The organism is Nitrospira sp., from assembly GCA_005116745.1.
Lineage (GTDB): Bacteria > Nitrospirota > Nitrospiria > Nitrospirales > Nitrospiraceae > Nitrospira_D.
Genome location: SWDS01000010.1, coordinates 737,637 through 757,191 on the forward strand (window position 1 = coordinate 737,637; position 19,555 = coordinate 757,191).

Here is a 19,555-nt window from a genome sequence, read left to right on the forward strand (position 1 = left end):
GAATGTACCTTTGTCGGCATCATCGTTCCTCACTATGATGGTATGGCATCTGGTCATCGGCAGTTCCCTCTATGGAGGCCAATAGTCGAGACAGCTCTAAGACCGCGCCCGGTTTGTTCTCAGTTGTAAAGAACGCCGAAATCATGGGACGCCTCTCAGCTGCCGTAGAAGTCGAGGGAATGACCAGATCATCCAACTGGATGGTGCGAATTTCGGGAACCTCTTGGACCAGGATACCGACCAGTTGCATGCCGTGACGAATTACCACCGCATATTTCGGCATGACAGAGGTCGATATGCCTAATGCGCACCTCAAATCCGTAAGGGGAATGATGGTTCCTCGTAGATTGGTGACACCGACCAGCGCCGAAGGCATTCCTGGTACGGGCGTGATCGACTTGGGTTCGAAGACCTCACGGACCTGGCGGATATCGATCGCGAATGTTTCATCTCCCAATGCAACGAGACACACCCGCAATGATTCGGTGGATGTTGCCTGTTCTAGGACTGAATCGGAATACAGTTGAGGTAATGCGTCTAAGGGAATCATCGTATTACGACCCTTGCAGTATCGGCTCTCTCAGCTCAGTGCGTGCTTCACAGCATGCAGGAGCTCCTCTGATTTGAAGGGTTTCACCACGTGTCCGTTCGCCCCCTGTTGCTGTCCCCAGAACTTGTCGCTTTCCTGTCCTTTGGAGGTGCAGAGCACGATCGGAATGTTCTTGAAACGAGCATCAGTTTTTAGATCCCTGCACGCCTGAAATCCATTGCGGCCTGGCATCACCACATCCAAGACGATCAGGTCAGGTTTTTCAGAGACAACCTTCTCCTCCAATCCATCCGCGTTGGAGAATGAGACAACGGTGTGTTGAGCAGCCTTCAGATACGACTCGATGAGTTGCAGTTCCGCGTACGAGTCGTCGACAACCATTATTTTGCTCATAAACCATTCCCTCTCTCTTTCAAGAAAGACTCATGCTGTGCTTAACGCATCGGCATTGCCGTCCGTGTCGTGTATCGCTATTCTGAGGGGCGAGAGGCCATGGGCATGTGCGAAGCACCTTCGCCTCAACGTCGTCAGGTTCAGCGTTTTCTATTCGATCATCTGGATGTACCCAAGTGACTCAACTGTCAGTCTTGAAAAACCATGTGTCCCCGGCATGAGTACCGCAATGAACGGTTCCGCACCGTCAGCTTCTCCGTCCGTGACATAGAACATACTTCCGAAGATTACGACACACAACCAGTCCCCACGATCTGTGACGGCGCGCTCACGTCTACGTCACCTCTTCCTACCCTTCAAGATCAATTGATGCTGCTCTCATGGAGTGTAGCGACTTGTTGCTAGTTGGCAAGAAAACGCTGAATATCAACATCTTTGTTGAGTGTGGTGGATGTCGATGCAAAGGCGAGAAGTGGTATTGGAACGAAACGTGGCTAAGACCGGAGAGGCGAGGTCATCGGAGAAGGCAAGTCAGATTGACGTTCCTGGATAAATGAGCAGCCCACCGATCAAGTTCATCCTGCAACCGAATAGTGACTGACATCGATACATGAATATCGAGAGCTGGAAGTCTTTTCCTCAGGCGAGCACGATTAAGCCAGCCACGACGAAAGCCGGGCTCATCAAACACACCATAAATGTACGTGCTCCACACAAGACCGTCGTACCGAATAGCTCCATCGAACGCTTCTTTGTGCATAGCGGTCGATTGGTAATCGTTCTCAATCAGGACGGAAGGACGGCGAATTCCACGACTGGCCAATTCACGAGATACCATTTCGGAGATTGACTCCAGCTGCACTGCCCGCCCCCCAATCACCATCACATCGAACTACTTCGACAGCCGTACATAGCTGTCTTTCACGACCGACCAGAGCCTTGCTCGCCCATCACAATATGCCGAAGCCTCTTGCTTCGCAAACACCTGTGTGGTGAAGCAATCGGCGTATCCCGGCTGTGACCAAATATTTTTCTACGTCAAAACCCGATCCAAGAACAGAAACTGTCGGTATCGTCATTGACACGACTCCCGCCAAGCCTTCGCTTTCGCTAAGCCGCGAGTCATACAGTTGGTCACTGCGCGTCCAATAAGCGCTCCGATCACTGTATGGGTTCCGCTATAGATGTGTGATGGACCCTGTCCCTGTAGCTGACACGCAATCACGACCGCATCCGTACCAGTTCCGGTGGCTGCTATGCCGCCACGGCAATTTGGCACTGCATGATCGCGCAAGACGCCGGTCTTGGCCTCGGTGGCCACTTGCACGACACCAACCATCGCGGCATGAGAGAGACTCCCGTTTGTGATGAGAATGAGATTGATCGTGCCGGGCTTGCCCGGTCTGTCGCGATGAGAATATTGAGGTGGCCATTCTCCCGCCCGGACGGCATTCGTCACACCAACCGTCGCAAAACACTCCACCCAGATCCCATCCGAAGCAACTCGTGCCATTACCAGCTGTGTCATCGGGACAGCCGTCATGAGTCCAACGGTTCGTGCACGGATGCCAAGTCGGGAGGCCACTTTTCGCAAAAAGTGGGCAGGATCAGTGAAGGTTCTAGACTGATCCTCGGTCGCCAAGGAATGTGCCTCGACCTGATGATTGAGGACATAGGAAGCCAGCGTGAACCCTCCCCCTTGTGGCGCAGAGGAAAGCACCCGTCTCCGACCTTCAAGGTTGATGACCAGTGTCTGCCCCATCACTTGATAGCTGGTACGGACTCGTGTGGAAGTGCCTTTCATCATGAGACGCCTTGGAGGAGCAGTCGAGATATGGTCCGAACGATCCGGTCATTGTTTTGAACAGTCCGCACTGCGAGTCTGATGGAACGTGAGTTTGTGCCAGGCACGGACGAACAGTCTCGAATCAACAGGCCTGTGCTTCGCAATTGTTCGGTCATGTCACGTGCCTGCCAGCCACGAGGCAATTCAACAAGGAAGTAATTTGCGTGTGTCGGCATCACAACGCAGCCGGGCAAGGCCACCAGCAATGCGTGCAACCGTTCACGCTCTCGCGCCATGAATCGCAAACTCTTGCGCGCATGTGCCGCATCGTTCACGGCAGCGAGCGCGGCTACTTGCCCCATTGCGCTCACTGACCACGGTGGCAGCTGCCATTGTAGTTGTCGAGCGGTGATACGGGTTGCCACTGCATATCCTACTCGCAGCCCCGGCAGGGCATAGAATTTGGTCATGCTGCGCAAGACTACGACATGCGACCAGGAGGCCGCATGCGGCAGGACAGATCGCTCTGGACAATAGTCGGCAAATGCTTCGTCGATCACTAGCCAGAGCCCTCGCCGGCGGGTAGCCTTCGCTAACCGTGCAATATCGTCGGCTGAGCAGGCTTGTCCCGTTGGACTGTTGGGATGACAGAGCACGACGCCATCAATAGAACGACCATCATGCCGGCCTGCTTCCATTGCATGGCAAAGACGGTCGATTGGGATGGCATACTGGTCGCTTCGGTCAGCAAAGAACGCTGTGGCCTGTCCTCCCGCTCGCACCATTGCGGCAGCATATTCGGAAAAGGTGGGCTGAACGACAAGGAGCCGATGAATCCCCAGTGCGCGAGGGAGCACCTCAATTAACTCTGTGGAACCGTTACCAACGACGATGTGTTCCGGATCAATCTGCCAGAATGTGGCCAATGCCTGCCGCAGATCCCAACAGTTGGGATCTGGATAATGACTCAACAGATGTCTGGACGCGGTGATGGCTTTCCACACTTGTGGAGAGGGTCCTAGTGGGTTGATGCTGGCGCTGAAATCAAGAATCTCGGTAGGGTCACGGTGCAGTTCTCGTGCAGCACTGTAGATATCCCCGCCATGCACGCGTGCCCTCAGACGAGCCATTTGATCCCCACCGCCAGAATGACCCCCAGCACCGAAGCGGCCACCATGATAGTTGCCGCTAACGTCATGTCTCTTGGCTCTGCGCTCCGCCCCTCTACACCAAGAACAGGACGGTCTTGCGCAATTCCATCATAGAAGTTGGTGCCTCCCAACCGTATTCCTAAGATCCCGGCCATCGCTGCTTCAGGCCTGCCACTATTGGGACTGGGGTGGAGACTTCCATCTCGCTGAAACACCAGCCATCCGTTGCGAATCCGTTCCAGCTCTTGAGTCATGAGACCTGCGCCCAGGAGAAGCAGCACTGCCGAAAGCCGGGCAGGAATCCAGTTCACCAGATCATCAAGCCGAGCCGATGCCCAGCCAAGATAGGCATAGCGCTCATCACGATGGCCGATCATGGAATCCAATGTATTGACGGCCTTGTAGGCCAAGGCCAATGGGACCCCTCCAACCGCCAGATACAACAATGGCGCAATCACACCGTCTGACACACTTTCTGCGACCGTTTCCACTGTCGCACGGGCCACCTCGGATTCGGAGAGCTCCGCCGTGTCTCGCCCCACGATCATGGCCACAGCTCCACGGGCAGCAGGAAGATCACCGGCTTGGAGCGGATCATTCACCGCACGGACATGATCCCATAGGTCCCGTGTGGCGAGAGTGGTTGAGGCCAATCCAATTGACAGGGCTGATCCCAGCCACCCTGCAAAGTGCTCAGCCTCTTGAATGATGACAGCGCCGAGACAATAGGCCACAATCGGGAACCCTCCGGCCAGACAAATCCCTACCATCCGAAGGCTAGTGTTACTTCGACAGATGTTTCGGACCCGGTGATCGAGCCATGCAATGCACCGGCCCATCATACGGACTGGATGGGGCAACCAGCGAGGATCACCACATATCCCGTCAAGTGCAGAAGCGATAAGGAGTTCGCCGCCGGTCATGGTAACCGGAGCAAGAGTGGAACGAGTAACAGGAAGAGGATTTCAATCACTTCATTCATAGCTCCAAGCGTATCCCCAGTGATCCCACCGAACCAGCTACGGCAGGCTAACCAGCCAGCGAGTACGATTGGAGCGCCAGCGAGGAGGATCAAACATGTACCAACTGTCCCAAAGCCTCCTGCCAAAGCAATCGTCAAGACCGCCGTGGATATGGCCACGTGCCGCCACGACAGATGAGTGAGGAACGGCGCTGCCAATCCGCCTTCCGATCTGGCATAGGGCGAAATCCAAGCCAGCATGACCATCGCCCAACGACCCATTGCCGGCATGCAGAGCACGGCAGGGAGCCGAAACTCAAGCGGCAGAGCCATCAATCCCGCATACCGGAGAATCAGTGAGAGAAAAAGTCCTGTCGCGCCGATCGCACCGATACGGGGATCGCGCATGATCGAAAGCCGTTCTACCGGTGTACGGCCTCCCGCCAATCCATCTAATGTGTCAGCCAACCCGTCCTGATGAAGCCCCCGCGTCAACAGCACCAACAGGACAATCAGCAGCACATTCACAACCGTCGGTGAGAGAATTGCCGTCAATCCAAAGTCCGCCACGATGAGTCCGCCGCCGATCAGCAAACCAATGACGGGATACCAGGCCATCGATGCGGCCAGTTCTGGCGCGGTTGGCTCGTGATGAGTTCGGCTCAACGGAATCGTCGTCAGAAAGTGCCAGGCAAAGATAAATGGACGGGCCACAGTTCCCATCGTTACACCTTGTCAGACACGCCTGCTTCGTCGAAGGTTGCCATCTCCGTATAGATCTTGATCGCGGCACAGACCAAATCCATTCCCAAACAGGCCCCCGTACCCTCGCCAAGACGCAAGTCGAGATCCAACAGCGGCTTCAATCTCAGATGGTCCAAGACCACGCGATGGCCCTGCTCGACCGAGCGATGGGAGGCGATGAGATACTCACGACACAAGGGCTGAAGCCCGACGGCAATCAATGCCGCAGCCCCAGCGATGAACCCATCCAGCACGATAGGCACCCGGGCTGCTGCCGCCCCGAGTATCAAACCCGCCAATCCAGCGATCTCCAGCCCCCCAACTTTTGTCAGAACATCAAGTGGATCCATCATGTCGGGACGATGCAGGTCGAGCGCCCGCTCAATCACTGCTATCTTATGCCGACGACTGGACTCGTCGATGCCGGTCCCGCATCCGGTTACATCGGCCACAGGCCGACCAGTCATCGCCGCGGTGATAGCGGCACTGGGTGTCGTATTGCCAATACCCATCTCACCGGTGCCGATCAGGCCAATCCCCTCTCGCACGACTTCTGTCGCCAGTTCAACTCCGATCATCACAGCCTGCTCTGCTTGGCTGCGTGTCATCGCCGATTCCACCGCCAGATTGTTCGTGCCCTTCATAACTTTCCGAGCAAGCAGACCGGGCACAGCGTCGAACTCATAATCGACGCCTATGTCCACCACGCGCACATCCACACCGGCATGCTTTGCCAACACATTCACGCCAGCCCCACCTCGCAGAAAGTTCAAGACCATTTGAGGGGTGACCTCCCGAGGATAGGCACTCACCCCTTCCAGAGTCACTCCGTGATCAGCGGCAAACGTAAAGACTACGCCGCGTGGAACATTAGGCTTCACTTCACCGGTGATGGAGACGTAGGAGGCCGCCAATTCTTCCAGGCGCCCGAGACTGCCGAGCGGTTTGGTCAGCCGATCCAATCTGGCTTGTGCCTTTCCACGGAGACTAATATCGACCGGCTGAATACGACGGCACAGGTCCTGTATCGACATGACGGCTCCTCTAGTTACTTCAAGCGAAGCGATAGTCCGCTCACGATCAGATGCACTTCATCCACTCCAGCGGCAATCTGCTGGTTCACCCGTCCGGCAAGATCGCGAAACGCACGTGTTGCAGGCTCAGCCGGAACCAGCCCAAACCCCAACTCATTACTGACGATGACCACTCTAGCCGTTGCAGTCCGCATCCGTTGCACCAGCGTTCCAGCTCGGGTGAGAATGACTGATTCGTTGAGGCCGGCTCCAACCAAATTACTCAACCACAATGTGACGCAATCAAAGAGAATCGTCTGGTACCGAGGACCCTGTTTGGCAAACCATGCCTCCACCTCGAGCGGCGCTTCAACGGTCTCCCAATCCGCCGAGCGTGTGGCCTGGTGTCGAGCGATGCGTGCCGCCATTTCACCATCCAACCCTTGCCCCGTTGCAACGAATGCGCGTGGCCCTCGGGATCCGGCTAACTTGAGTGCGGCCTCACTTTTCCCAGACGACGCCCCGCCAAGCACAAGAATAATACGGCCCTTGGCTCGTCGCGTCGGTCGGCGGTTACTTGGCTTTCTTGGCGACATCACGTTCCCATAAGAATTCAGGCTCGCCCTGCGTCTTGGAAACCCACCGAGCCAGCACGAACAACGCATCACTCAACCGATTGACGAACTTGATGATCGTCGAATCGACCGGCTCCGTTTTTGAGAGAGCCACACACAACCGTTCAGCGCGGCGACAAACCGTCCGAGCCTGGTGCAAAAACCCTGAAACTTTTCCGCCTCCCGGCAGGATGAATTCTTTCAGCGGCTCCAAATCTTTTTGGCACCGATCCATCAGTTTTTCTAACCGTGTGACGTCCTTCGCCGCGACCTGCGGCATATTCTTGAAGGTTTGTCCCGGTGCCGTCGCCAGAATACTACCCACATCGAATAATTTGTTCTGTACCCAGCGTAGCTCGTCTTCAAGTTGTGCAGCAGCTGAATACTCGTCCACAACATCGGTATTCATCACTCGCACCACACCGATCGACGCATTCAACTCATCGATCGTGCCGTAGGCTTCAACCCGCAGACTGTCTTTCCACACCTGTTGTCCGCCGGCCAGTCTGGTTTTCCCCGCGTCCCCTGTTTTTGTGTAGACCTTGGTGATGCGCATCCCCATCCCCTCTCTTGTCATGAATCCGATTGCCCCATGACTCGTCGTGAATTAACTGGCCAACTGGAATCCGACTCCGCCATCCGGCTGCTTCTAGATCCGGTCGGTCTTCAAACTTGGATACATAGCCGAGGCAGAGATAGGCAAGGATCGTCACCGAGTGAGGTACGCCGATCACTTGTTTGAGCTTCTGGTGATCTACAATACTGACCCAACCGACGCCGATGCCCTCGGCCCTCGCGGCTAACCAGAGATTCTGAACGGCGCAACAGGTACTGTACAAATCCGTTGCGCGCACCGTGGAGCGGCCAAGTACGGATGGCCCGCCGCGCCGCCGGCTGCACGTGATGCACAGATTGACCGGCGCTTCCTCGATACCTTCCAGCTTCAATCCTCGATACAGTGCTCTCTTGTTGCCTGTATACCGAGCGGACGCCTTGGTATTGGCGTCGATAAAGAGATCTTTCACTGCGCGCTTCGTCGCGCGATTGCGGATGACCACGAAATCCCACGGCTGCATGAATCCCACCGATCCCGCATGATGCGCCGCCGTCAGCAGCCGCATCATCACCGCATCTGGAATCGGCGTCGGCACAAAATTCCGGCGCACATCTCGCCGCTCAAATATCACGCGATAGACAGCTTCCCGCTCAGCGTCTGAAAATCGGCTCTTGGTTCTCATGATTGCCTCGCTCGATCGCCCTGGTTATGGCTAGTCACATTGAGCTGAGGCTCCAGCTCGCCTGCTGCGATTTTTCCCAAACAATGAGAACAGAGGCACTCCTTATACCTCGCCGCAATCCAATCCATGTGTGCCTCGGTAATGCCGAGCTTGCCACACCAGCACTGGTATCCGCCACACTCGAAGTCCTGCCCACAGCGCTCGCAGGTCTTCTGAACTGGTCCTCTCAAAATTCAACCCCCGGTTGCGCCTTGATGCCATTTCGGAAGGGATGCTTCACTTGCTTCATCTCCGTCACAAGATCGGCTTCTTCCAAAATCTCTGCTGGCCCCCCTCTGCCGGTGATCACCACATGCTGCATCGGCGGACGGTTGCGCAGTACCGGGAGCACGTCATCCAGCGCGACATAGCCGTGCTTCAGCGCGATATTGAACTCGTCGAGGACCACCATGGCATAGGAGGGATCGCGGAGAAACTCACAGACCTTTGCCCACGCTTGTTGAGCACATTGAGTGTCTCGCTCCCGATCCTGTGTCTCCCAGGTGTAGCCTTCACCCATTCGGAGAAATCTCATCCGATCCCCGAAGGACTTCAACGCCCGCTCTTCCGCGGTGTCGATAGCTCCTTTGATAAATTGGACCACTGCCACCTTCCAGCCATGCCCGATGCAGCGCAATATCATCCCCAGCGCCGCAGTCGTCTTTCCTTTGCCGGCGCCGGTGTAGACAATCAAGAGTCCTTTCTCCCGTTGCGCTTCCGCAATGCGCCGATCAACCGAGGCCTTGAGACGCTCCATTCTTGCTGTATGTTCGTTCTGTTCAATCATCACACACCTTTGATGTTCACAGCAGAGCCAAGCAAGATCACGGCCTTCTGTGCGTGAAAAACTCTTTGTGAGTATAGAGCGTCCCTCTGAATACCCACAACCCATCCGTGAGACTCACTGGGGCTCTAGGTTGTACCACTAAACCAGAGGTTTCTGCCTTCGTGGCTCCATGTAATTCCGTGCGCTACCGGATAACCAAGAACTTCGGCGACTCATAGTGACGAGCCTGGCAATCCCCAGACACACACCGGACAAGCTAAACAGGAATCCTGCGCCGCAGAGCCCTACAAGTATCATTCTCCGCTGCCAGTCACGTTCCAAGAAAAACGGAACATCCCAGCTATGCAGACCATGAAATAGCCATCGATATGCTCTTCCGCTAGAGTCCATGATCTCCATCAGCCGGCCTGTGCTCGTATCGATGTGAACCCAAGTCCGTGCGGGATCATTCAAGACAATTCGCAATCCGGAAAGTGGACGAGGATTATGAACCGTACTGTAATAATAGAGATCTCCTTGGGCGATTTCGCTTCGATCCAACTGTTGAGCTGACATCACCAGCTTTGCCGCTTCAGCTAGCGTATCGAGCGTAAATTTCGACGCAGGGGCCCGAACCGAGTCGGCGCTCATTACCACTTGCTGCTCGGAATCTGAGCGGAAGACATAGTAGCTCGCACCTCCGACTTTACTGAGCAGGATCTCTTTGACTGGAGCATCAAGCTGGAGATGCCGCATGGCGTCTCCTAGCGGAACGCCAATATCTTCAGGTACCAACATTCCACCCATAAAGCGTTGCCGCTGCTCCATTGTTGGCTCACTACGCGAGAACCATCGGCCGTGATCCATCGAGAGTAGGCCACTGAAAAGCCATAGACACACCACAGCTCCAATGGCCATCCCCCCCAGGTGATGCCACCGTTTGATTCCTATAAATTGGCTATGCAGACGTTGTCCTTGACCGTGAAGCCCATGCTGAATGCCTAGGACCAGCCCGGAGACAGCCGTGATGAGCCCAGCAGCAGCCAACCACCAAACTGTTTGATCCCACAGAGCCCAATGTCGTCGGAGCATCGGTAGATAGAGCCAGTGGATGACAGCCCCAATGGTATTCCACTGCCGTTCGAACGCCGTCGTATCCATGACTAGTTCCCCGGTTGTGGAGGACAGATACAACTCTGTTTCCTCCGCATCATGCAGCTGGACCTTCCTCAGCGGTCGATGTGGATCGAATCGCTGGTGAACCGTCCATCGGTCGTCTCGTAACATTTCAACCGTTGAATCAACACCGAACGTGTATCCATGTTGCGTAGTCTGGACTGCGTCATATTGCGTGATCTCTGATAGCAGCTCACCCTGATCTGCCCACAGACCCTTCAGCGTACCGTCTAGGAAATGGATCACGTAGACCGGTCGCCCGGAGGCCATGACTAGACGTACCCGCTCGACCGCTTGAGTCAGCCCAACCTGATTCCAGATTAACTCCAGCGGCAGACAGCAGTGATCCAACTGGAGTGGCTCCAGCGATTGAAATCGCTCTTCTTCGTTCAGGTTTGGATAGGGAACAAAGAGCAACACCGCACCTGATCCAAACCATATCGTGACGAGTAAAGCGAGGCACGTCCCAAGTACTCGATGAAGGCTTCTGAGGCCGGCCCGAATCCACATCATTATTTGCTCATCTCAGAAGCGCGCCGTGAGCATCACTTCCATCGTCCGGGGGGCGCCGAGCAACACTTGGCTGGGATAGAACGGATCGGCCCAGAGCGCATAGGTCTTGTCCGCCAGATTCCGCCCTCGGATGGTGAGCGCGAACTGCTTATACGGAATCGTGACCCAGACATCCGCCGTCGTGTAGCTATGCAGGCGCACCGCATTGGCATTGTCCGCGAAGCGTGGGCCCACATAGCGGAACGAGGCGCCTAGGTCGAACGGCATGACGAACGGTATCCGGTACTGACTCCAGAGATTCGCCACCGTCTGCGGGACGTTCGGCGGCCGATTGCCATCATGCGAGACGAGATTCCCGCCAGTCTGCTCGGCGAAGTCCTCAAACTCCGCTGATAGAAAGGTCAGGTTCCCTTGGATCCGCCATGCGTCCGTTGGGCGCACCGCCGCGCTCAGTTCGAAGCCTTTGGAGGTCTGGCGTCCCGCGTTCTCCGCCGTCGTCAAGGTGGTTTGGGTCAAGATGTTCTTCCGGAAGATATCAAAGTAGGCTACGGTCCATTCCGCCCGATTGTTCCAGAGGCTTTGCTTCAGGCCGACTTCCCACTGCGCGCCGGTGGCGAGATCGAAGTTCTCCGCCGCTCGCACGAGGAAAATGTTCGTGCCGACAGGATCCGCCGCCGTCGCATAGTGCCCATACAAGGTCAGCGTCGGGAGCAGGTCGTACACGGCACCGACGCGCCAGGTGACCGGCTGAAAGTCCCGCTCAAAACTGGCCGCCGTATTGAACACCCCGGCGTTGTTGAACAGCTTCCGGTTCAGGTCGATATGGTCGAACCGCATCCCGCCGACCAGTTTCAATGCATCGGTCACATGGAATTGGTTCTCCGCGAAGATGGCGGTCGTGGTGATGGTGGACCGCTGTTCTGCTGAGACGATCGGCCCGAAGGAGCCGGAGGGAAGCCCCAAGGGGTCCACGCTGTCTCCCCCGCTGAAAAAGCTCGGGCGATTCAGGTGCAGGTGGCTGAAATCCACGCCAACGACGAACCGATTCTTGTGGGCGAAGAGCGATTCATTGACCTGCATCTCCAGCCGGTCTCCGAGGATGTATTGATCATGCTGAACAAAGAACCGATCCCGGTCGATCAACAGGGTGCCGGGGTTGAATTGGTAGGTCTCGGCATTCTGCCAGTCCCGCCCAGCCCAATAGTAGTAGCCCTGATTGCGAATCTGGATGGTGTCGGTCGGTTGCCAGTTCGCTTTGAGTTTGGCCCAGTAGGTCGTGGAGCTCATGTTGGCATCGACAACGTTGAAGTTCTGACGGAGGATGCGCGCATCGATAGTCCGCCCATCCCGTGTCGTGACGACATCGGGAACGGCAGAGGCCCCGGCGAAGCTCCCAGGGACCAGCGGGGTACCCCAATAGGGGACGCTGCGGTCATGGCTGACGTCGAACGACAGTTCGAAATTTAAACGTGAGGTCGCGTCATAGAGCAGGGCGCTGGTCATGTTCCAATAGGTGTAGGGCGTGCGTTGGACGCCGCTGAAACTGTCCGACGTCTGATAGCTCAGATCGACGCGATAGTGCAGGTTATCCCAGCGGAGAGGGCCGCCACTGCCAGCTGACGCACGCAGCGTATTGAACGTCCCATATGACAACAGCGCATCCACGGTGACGTGATCACTCCGCACCGGCCGCTTGGTGACGAAGTTGATCGCCCCGCCGAGCGCGCCTTCGCCATAGAGGACTGAGGCGGGGCCCTTGAGGATTTCGATGCGCTCCAGATTCCAGGTGTCCCGAGGCCGAGAGGTCATGGAGGCGGGGCCGATCATCAGCCCGTCGTAGAGCAACCGGAGTTGATTGTGGGTGAAGCCGCGCATGGAGAAGTTCGCCGGGTTGCCCGGGGAATCCCCCACGGTCACGCCGGTGGCTCCTTCCACTGCTTCGGAGATGGTGCGTAACCCCCGCTCGTGCAAGAGCGTCTGATCCACGATTTCCACGCTGGCGGGAATCTCTCGCATCGAGAGACCCAGCCGACTCGCCGAGGGATTCGGCTGGTCCAGATGCAGGGTGCCCGTGCCTCGAGGTTTAATCGACGATCCGATCACGGTCACTTGCGGAACTTGTACTTCTTCATGACTCTGACTTTCACGATCTTGAGCACTGACGGCAGAAGGCACAACACACGACACAATTGCGAGTGCGTAAATAAAGCCACGACACATGGGCATTCCCCTTTTGTTCTCGAAAGGTTGGTCTGAATGTTCCCGTACCCAGGTCTCCTGACTTTCGGATCGCTCTACGCTCTGCGCCTTCCCATCCGTGCGGACAGTGGCTGCGTGCAGAGTTCGTCCCCGATTACAGTTGCGGACCAGTGGCGGACTTTCACCGCGCTTCCCTTGGGGTACATGGGCGCTATCACTTCATGGGGTTAGAAATGTTCTGTGATGTCAGACCTCCCTTCGGTTCCGCCACCAGGCACTTTGCCTTCACCAGTGCGGTTATAAATGCCAGCAACACCGCGCCTAGCACCATCATCGTGAGACCCAGATCGCTGATCGGCAACGCAAACGATGTCGGCTGGAGCAGCTTGATGATCCCGACGACGTAGGCCAACCCCACAACGGTCAGCGTCATCATGCGATTGCCCTGGATGGCCATCGTAGTGGCGGCCAGATACATCCGCCTGACGATCAGTCCATTGATCGAGTCCGTGACGACCATTCCCAGGCTGAAGGCCACTCCGATCAGCAGTGCGCCGAACAGGCCATAGCCCATCGTGCCAGCAAGAGCCCAGGCCGACATTTGGCTGGCAGTCTCAAACCCCAGACCGAACAAGGCACCAATCGGCACCGCGCTCATCGGATGTGTGATATTGAGGAATCGCCTGGGCAACAAATGGCCGATGACGCCGTGGCTCAGCGCCGCTGATCCAGTCGGCAGCGTGACCAGTCGCGCCACATTCAACGACCCAATAAGAAATAAGAGGCCGGCCGACAAGACTCCGCTGACGTGCAACACAGAGGTACTAAAAGATTGCAGATAGTCGGCCGCCAGCGCGATCGCTGTCGCAATCAATAACACTGACAACGCATGCCCAAACGCGAACCATGTGCCTACCCACCGGCTCATCCGCGGATGTCGATCCACCGACGCCCTCGTCATGCCGTCGATGGCGGTGAGGTGGTCTGGATCAGCCCCATGGCTTAACCCCAATGCGCAGGCGAGACCGAGTAAGGGCCAGAGAGTACCGTCAGCTGGATACATAGGACTCGTTGGCAATTGTCCATCTCAAAGGAAAGTCATGCTGCATGGTTCACATGGGAGAAACTGGAGAGAGGCCCGTGAGACGCCTGAGCATTTCGCAATCGAGATGCTCACGCACCGCGGCTTCTAGCCGGTCATACTCAGCCTGCTTCGTGGGGATGCGCGGAATCGTGGTACCTGTGGGGAGACCTTTACGGGTACGCAGAAACGAAAGAGTCCGGTCCCTGATCACCTCATTCTCAAACAGGCCGTGCAACATGGTGCCCACCACCATCCCGTCGTCGCTGAGGGCTCCATCCCCGCGCCGCTCCACACGGCCATTTCGCAACCGTATGTCAAACATGCTCGTCCGTTCGTTCCTCAGCTCCACCATGCCCATATGGATTTCATATCCCTGAATCTCTTCTTCGACCACCGTTCCATTGGTGAGAAACGAGGGCTGTGCCACGTGAGCACGAACTTGTGCCGTCACCTTTTCGCGTTCGAAGTGCGTCCGCAGGGCCAGCAGCCCCAACCCACGTACGTGGGCTTCCATCGATTCGACCCTATGAGGATCACTGATGCTCTCCCCAAGCATTTGACACCCGCCGCAAATCCCAACGATCGGTTTCCCTTCACGAGCGCGGGCCTCGATCGCGTTCGCGATACCAGATGTGCGAAGCCACGAAAGATCAGACGCAGTATTCTTTGACCCTGGCAGGATCACCAGATCTGCCTCTTGTATCGTGTCGGGCTGCTCGACGAATCGAACAACGACGCCTGGCTCGTGTTCCAGAGCTTCAACATCGTCGTAGTTGGAAATGCGTGGCAACCGCACCACCACGATATCGAGTTCCTTCCGCGATGGTTTGGGACGAGCCATGCGGTCTTCAAGTGAGACGGAATCTTCATCAGCAATACGAAGGTCTTGAATAAACGGCAGGACGCCCAACACGGGTTTGCCAGTGCGTGCGGTGAGAAAATCGAGCCCCGGCGCAAGCAGCGCCTGATCTCCGCGGAACTTATTGACGACAAACGCCGCAATTCTGGCTCGTTCATCTGGATCGAGCAGTTCCATTGTTCCGACAAATGCCGCAAATACCCCGCCGCGATCGATATCCCCCACGAGCAGCACTGGCGCATCCGCCAACTTGGCCACGTGCATATTCACGATGTCGCGAGACTTCAAATTGATCTCGGCGGGACTCCCTGCCCCTTCGATCACGACCAGGTCATAGTCGGTGCGGAGTCGCGTGAGTGAATCTGCGATCACGTCTGACAGACGGGGCTTGTACTCGTGATACTCGGTGGCTGTCATGCTGCCGATCAATTTGCCGAGCACCACCACCTGGCTTCGCCGATCACCTTCTGGCTTCAGAAGGATCGGATTCATATCGACAGTGGCCACGATCCCTGAGGCCTCGGCCTGTACGGCTTGCGCCCGACCGATCTCCAGACCGTCGGCTGTGACCGCTGAGTTGAGCGCCATGTTCTGCGACTTGAATGGAGCGACCCTGAGCCCCTCACGGCGGAAGAATCGACAGAGGGCTGTGACCAGGAGACTTTTCCCAGCCGAAGAGGTGGTCCCCTGAACCATGATCGTGGGTGCAAGACCTTTCACCGAACTCTCCTCGCATGCGTGGCACACGCGTGCACGAACCCCTGAACCAGGAGAGGATTTGAAGCCCAATGGGCATGGATATAGGAACCCAGCGTATTGCCACGGCGATAGCCCTCCCCAAAGGGCTCCCCGCCACGTCGACGACACACGTTGTAGGTGCGCTCGACGTCCGGCGAAAGGTGAAAGTCTGAATAGCGAAATTGATGGCCGCGAAATCGCAGACCTGCTGGACCAAGCAGCGTGTTCTCCTTCGTCTCGACCTCGACATATCCCAGCGCCTGCAGGCGATCTTTCATCTCTGCTTCACCAGGAATGAGCCCCACCATCGGATACAGCGTGCGATCGAGCGTTCGAATGCCGCTGGATAAATACATGAGACCGCCACATTCGCCATAGATAGGTCCTTGCATCTCCGCAAACGATGCCACGTCTGTGCGCATGCTCTGGTTCCGAGACAGACGTTCGGCATGGATTTCCGGGTACCCGCCCCCGAAATAGAGACCATCCACATTGGGCACATGCGCGTCATGAATAGGAGAGAATCGAACAAGCTCCGCGCCAAGACTCTCAAGACGGCGGAGGTTATCGTCGTAATAGAAGTGAAAGGCTTCGTCAAAGGCGAGGCCAATTCGGCACCGTGCTCCTTCCGTAACAATTCGTTCCATCGTTTGAATTTCTGGGAGAGCCGGCGCGGCATGAGCCAGTGCTATGATGGAATCGATATCGCACCACTCGGTCACCCGATCGCCCCAGGCGACGAAGACATCTTCCGACACCGTTGCTCGATCGGCGCTATGCAGCCCCAGATGCCGATCTGCAAAAGCCAAGGAGGATTCCTTGGGAAGCCCACCCATAACGGGAGGCGAACCCTCCGTCGCTTTGCGGAGTAAATCCAGATGTCCACGGCTGCCAACTCGATTGCAGATCAGTCCCGCAACCTGAAGATCTCCATCAAAAGTTGAAAACCCTCGGGCCAATGCCGCAACACTGCGGGCCATACCTCCTGTGTCGCAGACAAGCAGCACCGGTGCCTGGAGCCACTTCGCGATCTCAGCGGTTGACCCTTCGTCGCTCGTCGGTGATGCGCCATCAAAGAGACCCATCACCCCTTCGAGGAGTGCGATATCAGCCCCGTGCGTTGCGCGTGTGAACGTCGAGAGAACCGCATCACGCCCCATCATCCATCCATCAAGATTGTGACATGGCGCATCGGCTGCACGAACGTGATAGGTCGGGTCGAGGTAGTCCGGACCACATTTGAAGACAGCCACGCGCAGTCCCCTTGCACGCAATGCCCGAGCAAGACCAACCATGACTGTCGTCTTGCCAACATTACTAGACGTTCCCGCAATAACAAGTCGTGGGATCTTCAGCATTCCATGTCCTGATGAGTCGAGAACAGACCTACCAATGGATCTCACATTCAATTCGGGCTTGACGAAGGAACATCGTCGCAGTGCGAAGACCCAGGAACATCATGATTCGTCACAATCTCCTCACCATCGACACAACAAGAGATACTAATGATGCCACGCTGTCTTCCTCAGCCCGCACCACAGACTGAGCCCCACATTGACGCGCCGCGGCTTCGGTCTGTGGCCCTATCGCCGCCATCGCCACCCCTCGCAAAGCCTGACCGAAATCACCTGACAGGACAGTGCGAGCCGCAGAGGAGCTGGGCAGCACCACGAGATCGATCGGCGGCAACGATGCAGTGGGCATCCGGTGAACATAACGGTAGACAGCCATCGTTTCGACTGCTGCACCGATCTTCATGAGTTCGTGCTGCAAGTTCGGCCGACCGCCTTCTGCCGTCACCAAAAGGAATTGTCCCTTCTGAAAAAACATCCCATGCTCGACGAGCGCCTCTTGACAGGCACCACGCACAGCACGCGTGACAGGAATGCCATGTCGGGACAGGGCCTGCGTAGCCGCCATTCCCACTGCGATCACCGGCACGTTGAATGTGGGTGCGTGCGAGACCACCGTGTCGACACCGGTGGCACATCCAAAGACAATGCCGTTGAATTCCTGAAGACGCGCAAGGGTCGCTTCGATGGGAGCGCGTCCCTCGAAGGGTGTCACCTCGACCTCGGGCATTTCCAATACCTCGGCTCCGAGCATACGAAGGTCTGCGGCCAGTGGAGACCGGCCTGGACGCGCACGCGCAACCAGCAGCCGCCGACCAGCCAACGGACTTCGTTCAAACCAAGCGATCCGCTCGCGCAGCGCGACCACCTCACCCACGACGACGAGCGCGGGAATCGTCAGGTCGACATGTTGTGTCTTGTCCGCGAGAGACGACAACGTACCAACAATGACCTGTTGATGTGGCGTGGTGGCCGACGCGATATAGGCTGCAGGTGTGTCGGCGGAGCGGCCTGCTTGAATCAGACGCTGAAGACTTGCGGATAGCTTTCTCGCTGCCATAAACAAGACCAACGTACCTCTGCCAGAGGCAGCCTTGGACCAGTCGGTGAAACTGTCCCGATTGCCTTCGACATCATGGCCACTCATGAAGGTCACATCGGAGGCATGGAGTCGATGCGTCAACGGGATACCGGCATAGGCCGCTGCACCGAGCGCGGCTGACACACCAGGGACGATCGTACAGGGGATGCCGGCTTCTGCCAGTTCCTCTGCCTCTTCCCCACCTCTTCCAAAAATGAATGGATCGCCTGCCTTCAAGCGCACCACCGTACGCCCTGCTTTGGCGCGAGCCAGTACCTCAGGATGGAGTCGATAGGAGGTCACTCCCGTACCATGGCGTCGTCCAACCGGTAGTAACTCTGTTTCTGGTCTAACCAGTGAAAGGATGGCCGGAGAGACCAGTTTGTCGTAGGCCACCACGTCAGCAGCGCGCAGCAATTCGAGAGCTCGGACTGTGAGCAGCCCAGGATCGCCTGGTCCTGCCCCGACCAGATAGACCATGCCTTTTCGGATTGTTGGCTCAGTCGACACGCGGATTTCCTGGTTTCTTCGCGGCAGGTTCACCCTTCCTGAACCGGTGGGTAAACTCCGGATCGTACAACCGCGAATTCGTGAACTCGGTTGCCGTCAGCACACGCCCCACCAACACCATCGAAGTCGAGTTGAGCTTGGCCGCCTTGGCCTTGTCGGCGATATCCGCCAGAGTCCCGGTCACGATCACCTGATCGGGCCAGGAGGCTTTATGGACGATGGCCACAGGACAATCGGCTCCATAGGACGGAGTCAGATCACGGACAACATCCTTGAGCAGGGTGATGCTCAGGAACAAGGCCAAGGTCGCGTGATGCTTTGCGAGGTCTTCCAGTTTTTCCCCAGCTGGCATTGAAGTCCGTCCCTCTGCCCTGGTCAGGATCACTGTCTGAGATAATTCTGGGAGGGTCAGTTCACGGCCCAACGCTGCCGCTGCCGCAGTGAAGGACGAGACACCGGGAACAATCTCATAGCCAATCCCCAGCTCCATCAGCCGGCGCATCTGTTCCGCGGTGGACCCAAAGATCATCGGATCGCCGGTATGGACTCGCGCCACATCCTGGTCCGCATCGCGGGCTGCCACGATCACCTCGACAATCTGTTCGAGCGTCATCCCTGATGAGTCCATCACCGTGGCGTCGGGCCTGGCATGGGCAATGATTTCTTTGGGGACTAGCGAGCCTGTGTAGAGCACCACGGGACAGGAGGCGATCAACTCCGCTCCGCGCAGCGTGAGGAGTTTTGGATCACCCGGACCTGCCCCGATAATATAGACACGCATCAGGACT

The 19,555-nt window shown here is 56.8% G+C and carries 19 protein-coding genes and 1 riboswitch; all 19 genes read right to left on the reverse strand.

From position 1 onward, the window contains the following. Window positions 1-19 precede the first annotated feature (19 nt). The 19 genes from E8D52_18230 to cobM all read right to left on the reverse strand — a co-directional run bounded on the left by E8D52_18230 (window position 20) and on the right by cobM (window position 19,548). On the reverse strand, window positions 20-550 hold the full coding sequence (locus E8D52_18230; protein TKB66292.1) for a purine-binding chemotaxis protein CheW: 531 nt from the start codon (window positions 548-550) through the stop codon (window positions 20-22). A gap of 30 nt (window positions 551-580) precedes the next feature. Beyond that, on the reverse strand, window positions 581-943 hold the full coding sequence (locus E8D52_18235; GenBank protein ID TKB66293.1) for a response regulator: 363 nt from the start codon (window positions 941-943) through the stop codon (window positions 581-583). 1,075 nt (window positions 944-2,018) lie between these two features. Continuing rightward, a complete protein-coding gene (locus E8D52_18240; protein TKB66294.1) occupies window positions 2,019-2,750 on the reverse strand; it encodes a hypothetical protein in 732 nt (243 codons plus the stop codon). Continuing rightward, complete coding sequence (locus E8D52_18245; protein TKB66295.1) at window positions 2,747-3,859, reverse strand: threonine-phosphate decarboxylase; 1,113 nt, start codon at window positions 3,857-3,859, stop codon at window positions 2,747-2,749. Before E8D52_18245 ends, E8D52_18240 begins: the two co-directional genes overlap by 4 nt. Continuing rightward, complete coding sequence (gene cobD / locus E8D52_18250; protein ID TKB66296.1) at window positions 3,847-4,803, reverse strand: cobalamin biosynthesis protein CobD; 957 nt, start codon at window positions 4,801-4,803, stop codon at window positions 3,847-3,849. Before cobD ends, E8D52_18245 begins: the two co-directional genes overlap by 13 nt. After that, complete coding sequence (locus E8D52_18255; GenBank protein ID TKB66297.1) at window positions 4,800-5,564, reverse strand: adenosylcobinamide-GDP ribazoletransferase; 765 nt, start codon at window positions 5,562-5,564, stop codon at window positions 4,800-4,802. Before E8D52_18255 ends, cobD begins: the two co-directional genes overlap by 4 nt. A gap of 2 nt (window positions 5,565-5,566) precedes the next feature. Then, on the reverse strand, window positions 5,567-6,619 hold the full coding sequence (gene cobT / locus E8D52_18260) for a nicotinate-nucleotide--dimethylbenzimidazole phosphoribosyltransferase (protein ID TKB66298.1): 1,053 nt from the start codon (window positions 6,617-6,619) through the stop codon (window positions 5,567-5,569). Window positions 6,620-6,633: 14 nt separating this feature from the next. Then, window positions 6,634-7,194 carry a bifunctional adenosylcobinamide kinase/adenosylcobinamide-phosphate guanylyltransferase gene (gene cobU, locus E8D52_18265; protein TKB66299.1) on the reverse strand — a complete coding sequence of 187 codons (561 nt, stop codon included), beginning with the start codon at window positions 7,192-7,194 and terminating at the stop codon, window positions 6,634-6,636. Continuing rightward, window positions 7,172-7,768, reverse strand: coding sequence for a cob(I)yrinic acid a,c-diamide adenosyltransferase (locus E8D52_18270; GenBank protein TKB66300.1), 597 nt, complete (start codon window positions 7,766-7,768; stop codon window positions 7,172-7,174). The genes cobU and E8D52_18270 overlap by 23 nt, the downstream gene beginning before the upstream one ends. Next, the gene (gene bluB / locus E8D52_18275; protein TKB66301.1) at window positions 7,674-8,450 is read right to left on the reverse strand and encodes a 5,6-dimethylbenzimidazole synthase; all 777 of its coding nucleotides are present in this window, start codon (window positions 8,448-8,450) and stop codon (window positions 7,674-7,676) included. Before bluB ends, E8D52_18270 begins: the two co-directional genes overlap by 95 nt. Further along, on the reverse strand, window positions 8,447-8,683 hold the full coding sequence (locus tag E8D52_18280) for a hypothetical protein (protein ID TKB66403.1): 237 nt from the start codon (window positions 8,681-8,683) through the stop codon (window positions 8,447-8,449). The genes bluB and E8D52_18280 overlap by 4 nt, the downstream gene beginning before the upstream one ends. After that, window positions 8,677-9,276, reverse strand: a complete 600-nt coding sequence (gene cobO, locus E8D52_18285) for a cob(I)yrinic acid a,c-diamide adenosyltransferase (protein ID TKB66302.1) — start codon at window positions 9,274-9,276, stop codon at window positions 8,677-8,679. The genes E8D52_18280 and cobO overlap by 7 nt, the downstream gene beginning before the upstream one ends. A gap of 138 nt (window positions 9,277-9,414) precedes the next feature. After that, on the reverse strand, window positions 9,415-10,944 hold the full coding sequence (locus tag E8D52_18290) for a hypothetical protein (protein TKB66303.1): 1,530 nt from the start codon (window positions 10,942-10,944) through the stop codon (window positions 9,415-9,417). 12 nt (window positions 10,945-10,956) lie between these two features. Continuing rightward, window positions 10,957-13,170 (reverse strand): TonB-dependent siderophore receptor, encoded by a 2,214-nt coding sequence (locus E8D52_18295; protein TKB66304.1) that lies wholly within the window; start codon window positions 13,168-13,170, stop codon window positions 10,957-10,959. Between the two features lie 44 nt (window positions 13,171-13,214). Further along, window positions 13,215-13,340: riboswitch (cobalamin riboswitch) on the reverse strand. A 17-nt stretch (window positions 13,341-13,357) separates the two neighbouring features. Next, the gene (locus E8D52_18300) at window positions 13,358-14,206 is read right to left on the reverse strand and encodes a hypothetical protein (GenBank protein TKB66305.1); all 849 of its coding nucleotides are present in this window, start codon (window positions 14,204-14,206) and stop codon (window positions 13,358-13,360) included. Between the two features lie 49 nt (window positions 14,207-14,255). After that, window positions 14,256-15,782, reverse strand: a complete 1,527-nt coding sequence (locus E8D52_18305) for a cobyric acid synthase (GenBank protein ID TKB66404.1) — start codon at window positions 15,780-15,782, stop codon at window positions 14,256-14,258. 20 nt (window positions 15,783-15,802) lie between these two features. Continuing rightward, the gene (locus E8D52_18310; protein TKB66306.1) at window positions 15,803-17,182 is read right to left on the reverse strand and encodes a cobyrinate a,c-diamide synthase; all 1,380 of its coding nucleotides are present in this window, start codon (window positions 17,180-17,182) and stop codon (window positions 15,803-15,805) included. Between the two features lie 109 nt (window positions 17,183-17,291). Then, window positions 17,292-18,767: a uroporphyrinogen-III C-methyltransferase gene (gene cobA, locus E8D52_18315; GenBank protein TKB66307.1), complete on the reverse strand. Its 1,476-nt coding sequence runs from the start codon at window positions 18,765-18,767 to the stop codon at window positions 17,292-17,294. Continuing rightward, window positions 18,757-19,548 carry a precorrin-4 C(11)-methyltransferase gene (gene cobM / locus E8D52_18320; GenBank protein ID TKB66308.1) on the reverse strand — a complete coding sequence of 264 codons (792 nt, stop codon included), beginning with the start codon at window positions 19,546-19,548 and terminating at the stop codon, window positions 18,757-18,759. The genes cobA and cobM overlap by 11 nt, the downstream gene beginning before the upstream one ends. Window positions 19,549-19,555 lie beyond the last annotated feature (7 nt).

Excerpts from the sequence above, each read along its gene's own strand:
- E8D52_18230 (TKB66292.1), bottom strand. The coding sequence starts at position 550 with ATGATTCCCTTAGACGCATTACCTCAACTGTATTCCGATTCAGTCCTA.
- E8D52_18235 (TKB66293.1), bottom strand. The coding sequence starts at position 943 with ATGAGCAAAATAATGGTTGTCGACGACTCGTACGCGGAACTGCAACTC.
- E8D52_18240 (TKB66294.1), bottom strand. The coding sequence starts at position 2,750 with ATGATGAAAGGCACTTCCACACGAGTCCGTACCAGCTATCAAGTGATG.
- E8D52_18245 (TKB66295.1), bottom strand. The coding sequence starts at position 3,859 with ATGGCTCGTCTGAGGGCACGCGTGCATGGCGGGGATATCTACAGTGCT.
- cobD (TKB66296.1), bottom strand. The coding sequence starts at position 4,803 with ATGACCGGCGGCGAACTCCTTATCGCTTCTGCACTTGACGGGATATGT.
- E8D52_18255 (TKB66297.1), bottom strand. The coding sequence starts at position 5,564 with ATGGGAACTGTGGCCCGTCCATTTATCTTTGCCTGGCACTTTCTGACG.
- cobT (TKB66298.1), bottom strand. The coding sequence starts at position 6,619 with ATGTCGATACAGGACCTGTGCCGTCGTATTCAGCCGGTCGATATTAGT.
- cobU (TKB66299.1), bottom strand. The coding sequence starts at position 7,194 with ATGTCGCCAAGAAAGCCAAGTAACCGCCGACCGACGCGACGAGCCAAG.
- E8D52_18270 (TKB66300.1), bottom strand. The coding sequence starts at position 7,768 with ATGCGCATCACCAAGGTCTACACAAAAACAGGGGACGCGGGGAAAACC.
- bluB (TKB66301.1), bottom strand. The coding sequence starts at position 8,450 with ATGAGAACCAAGAGCCGATTTTCAGACGCTGAGCGGGAAGCTGTCTAT.
- cobO (TKB66302.1), bottom strand. The coding sequence starts at position 9,276 with ATGATTGAACAGAACGAACATACAGCAAGAATGGAGCGTCTCAAGGCC.
- E8D52_18290 (TKB66303.1), bottom strand. The coding sequence starts at position 10,944 with ATGATGTGGATTCGGGCCGGCCTCAGAAGCCTTCATCGAGTACTTGGG.
- E8D52_18295 (TKB66304.1), bottom strand. The coding sequence starts at position 13,170 with ATGCCCATGTGTCGTGGCTTTATTTACGCACTCGCAATTGTGTCGTGT.
- E8D52_18300 (TKB66305.1), bottom strand. The coding sequence starts at position 14,206 with ATGTATCCAGCTGACGGTACTCTCTGGCCCTTACTCGGTCTCGCCTGC.
- E8D52_18305 (TKB66404.1), bottom strand. The coding sequence starts at position 15,782 with ATGGTTCAGGGGACCACCTCTTCGGCTGGGAAAAGTCTCCTGGTCACA.
- E8D52_18310 (TKB66306.1), bottom strand. The coding sequence starts at position 17,182 with ATGCTGAAGATCCCACGACTTGTTATTGCGGGAACGTCTAGTAATGTT.
- cobM (TKB66308.1), bottom strand. The coding sequence starts at position 19,548 with ATGCGTGTCTATATTATCGGGGCAGGTCCGGGTGATCCAAAACTCCTC.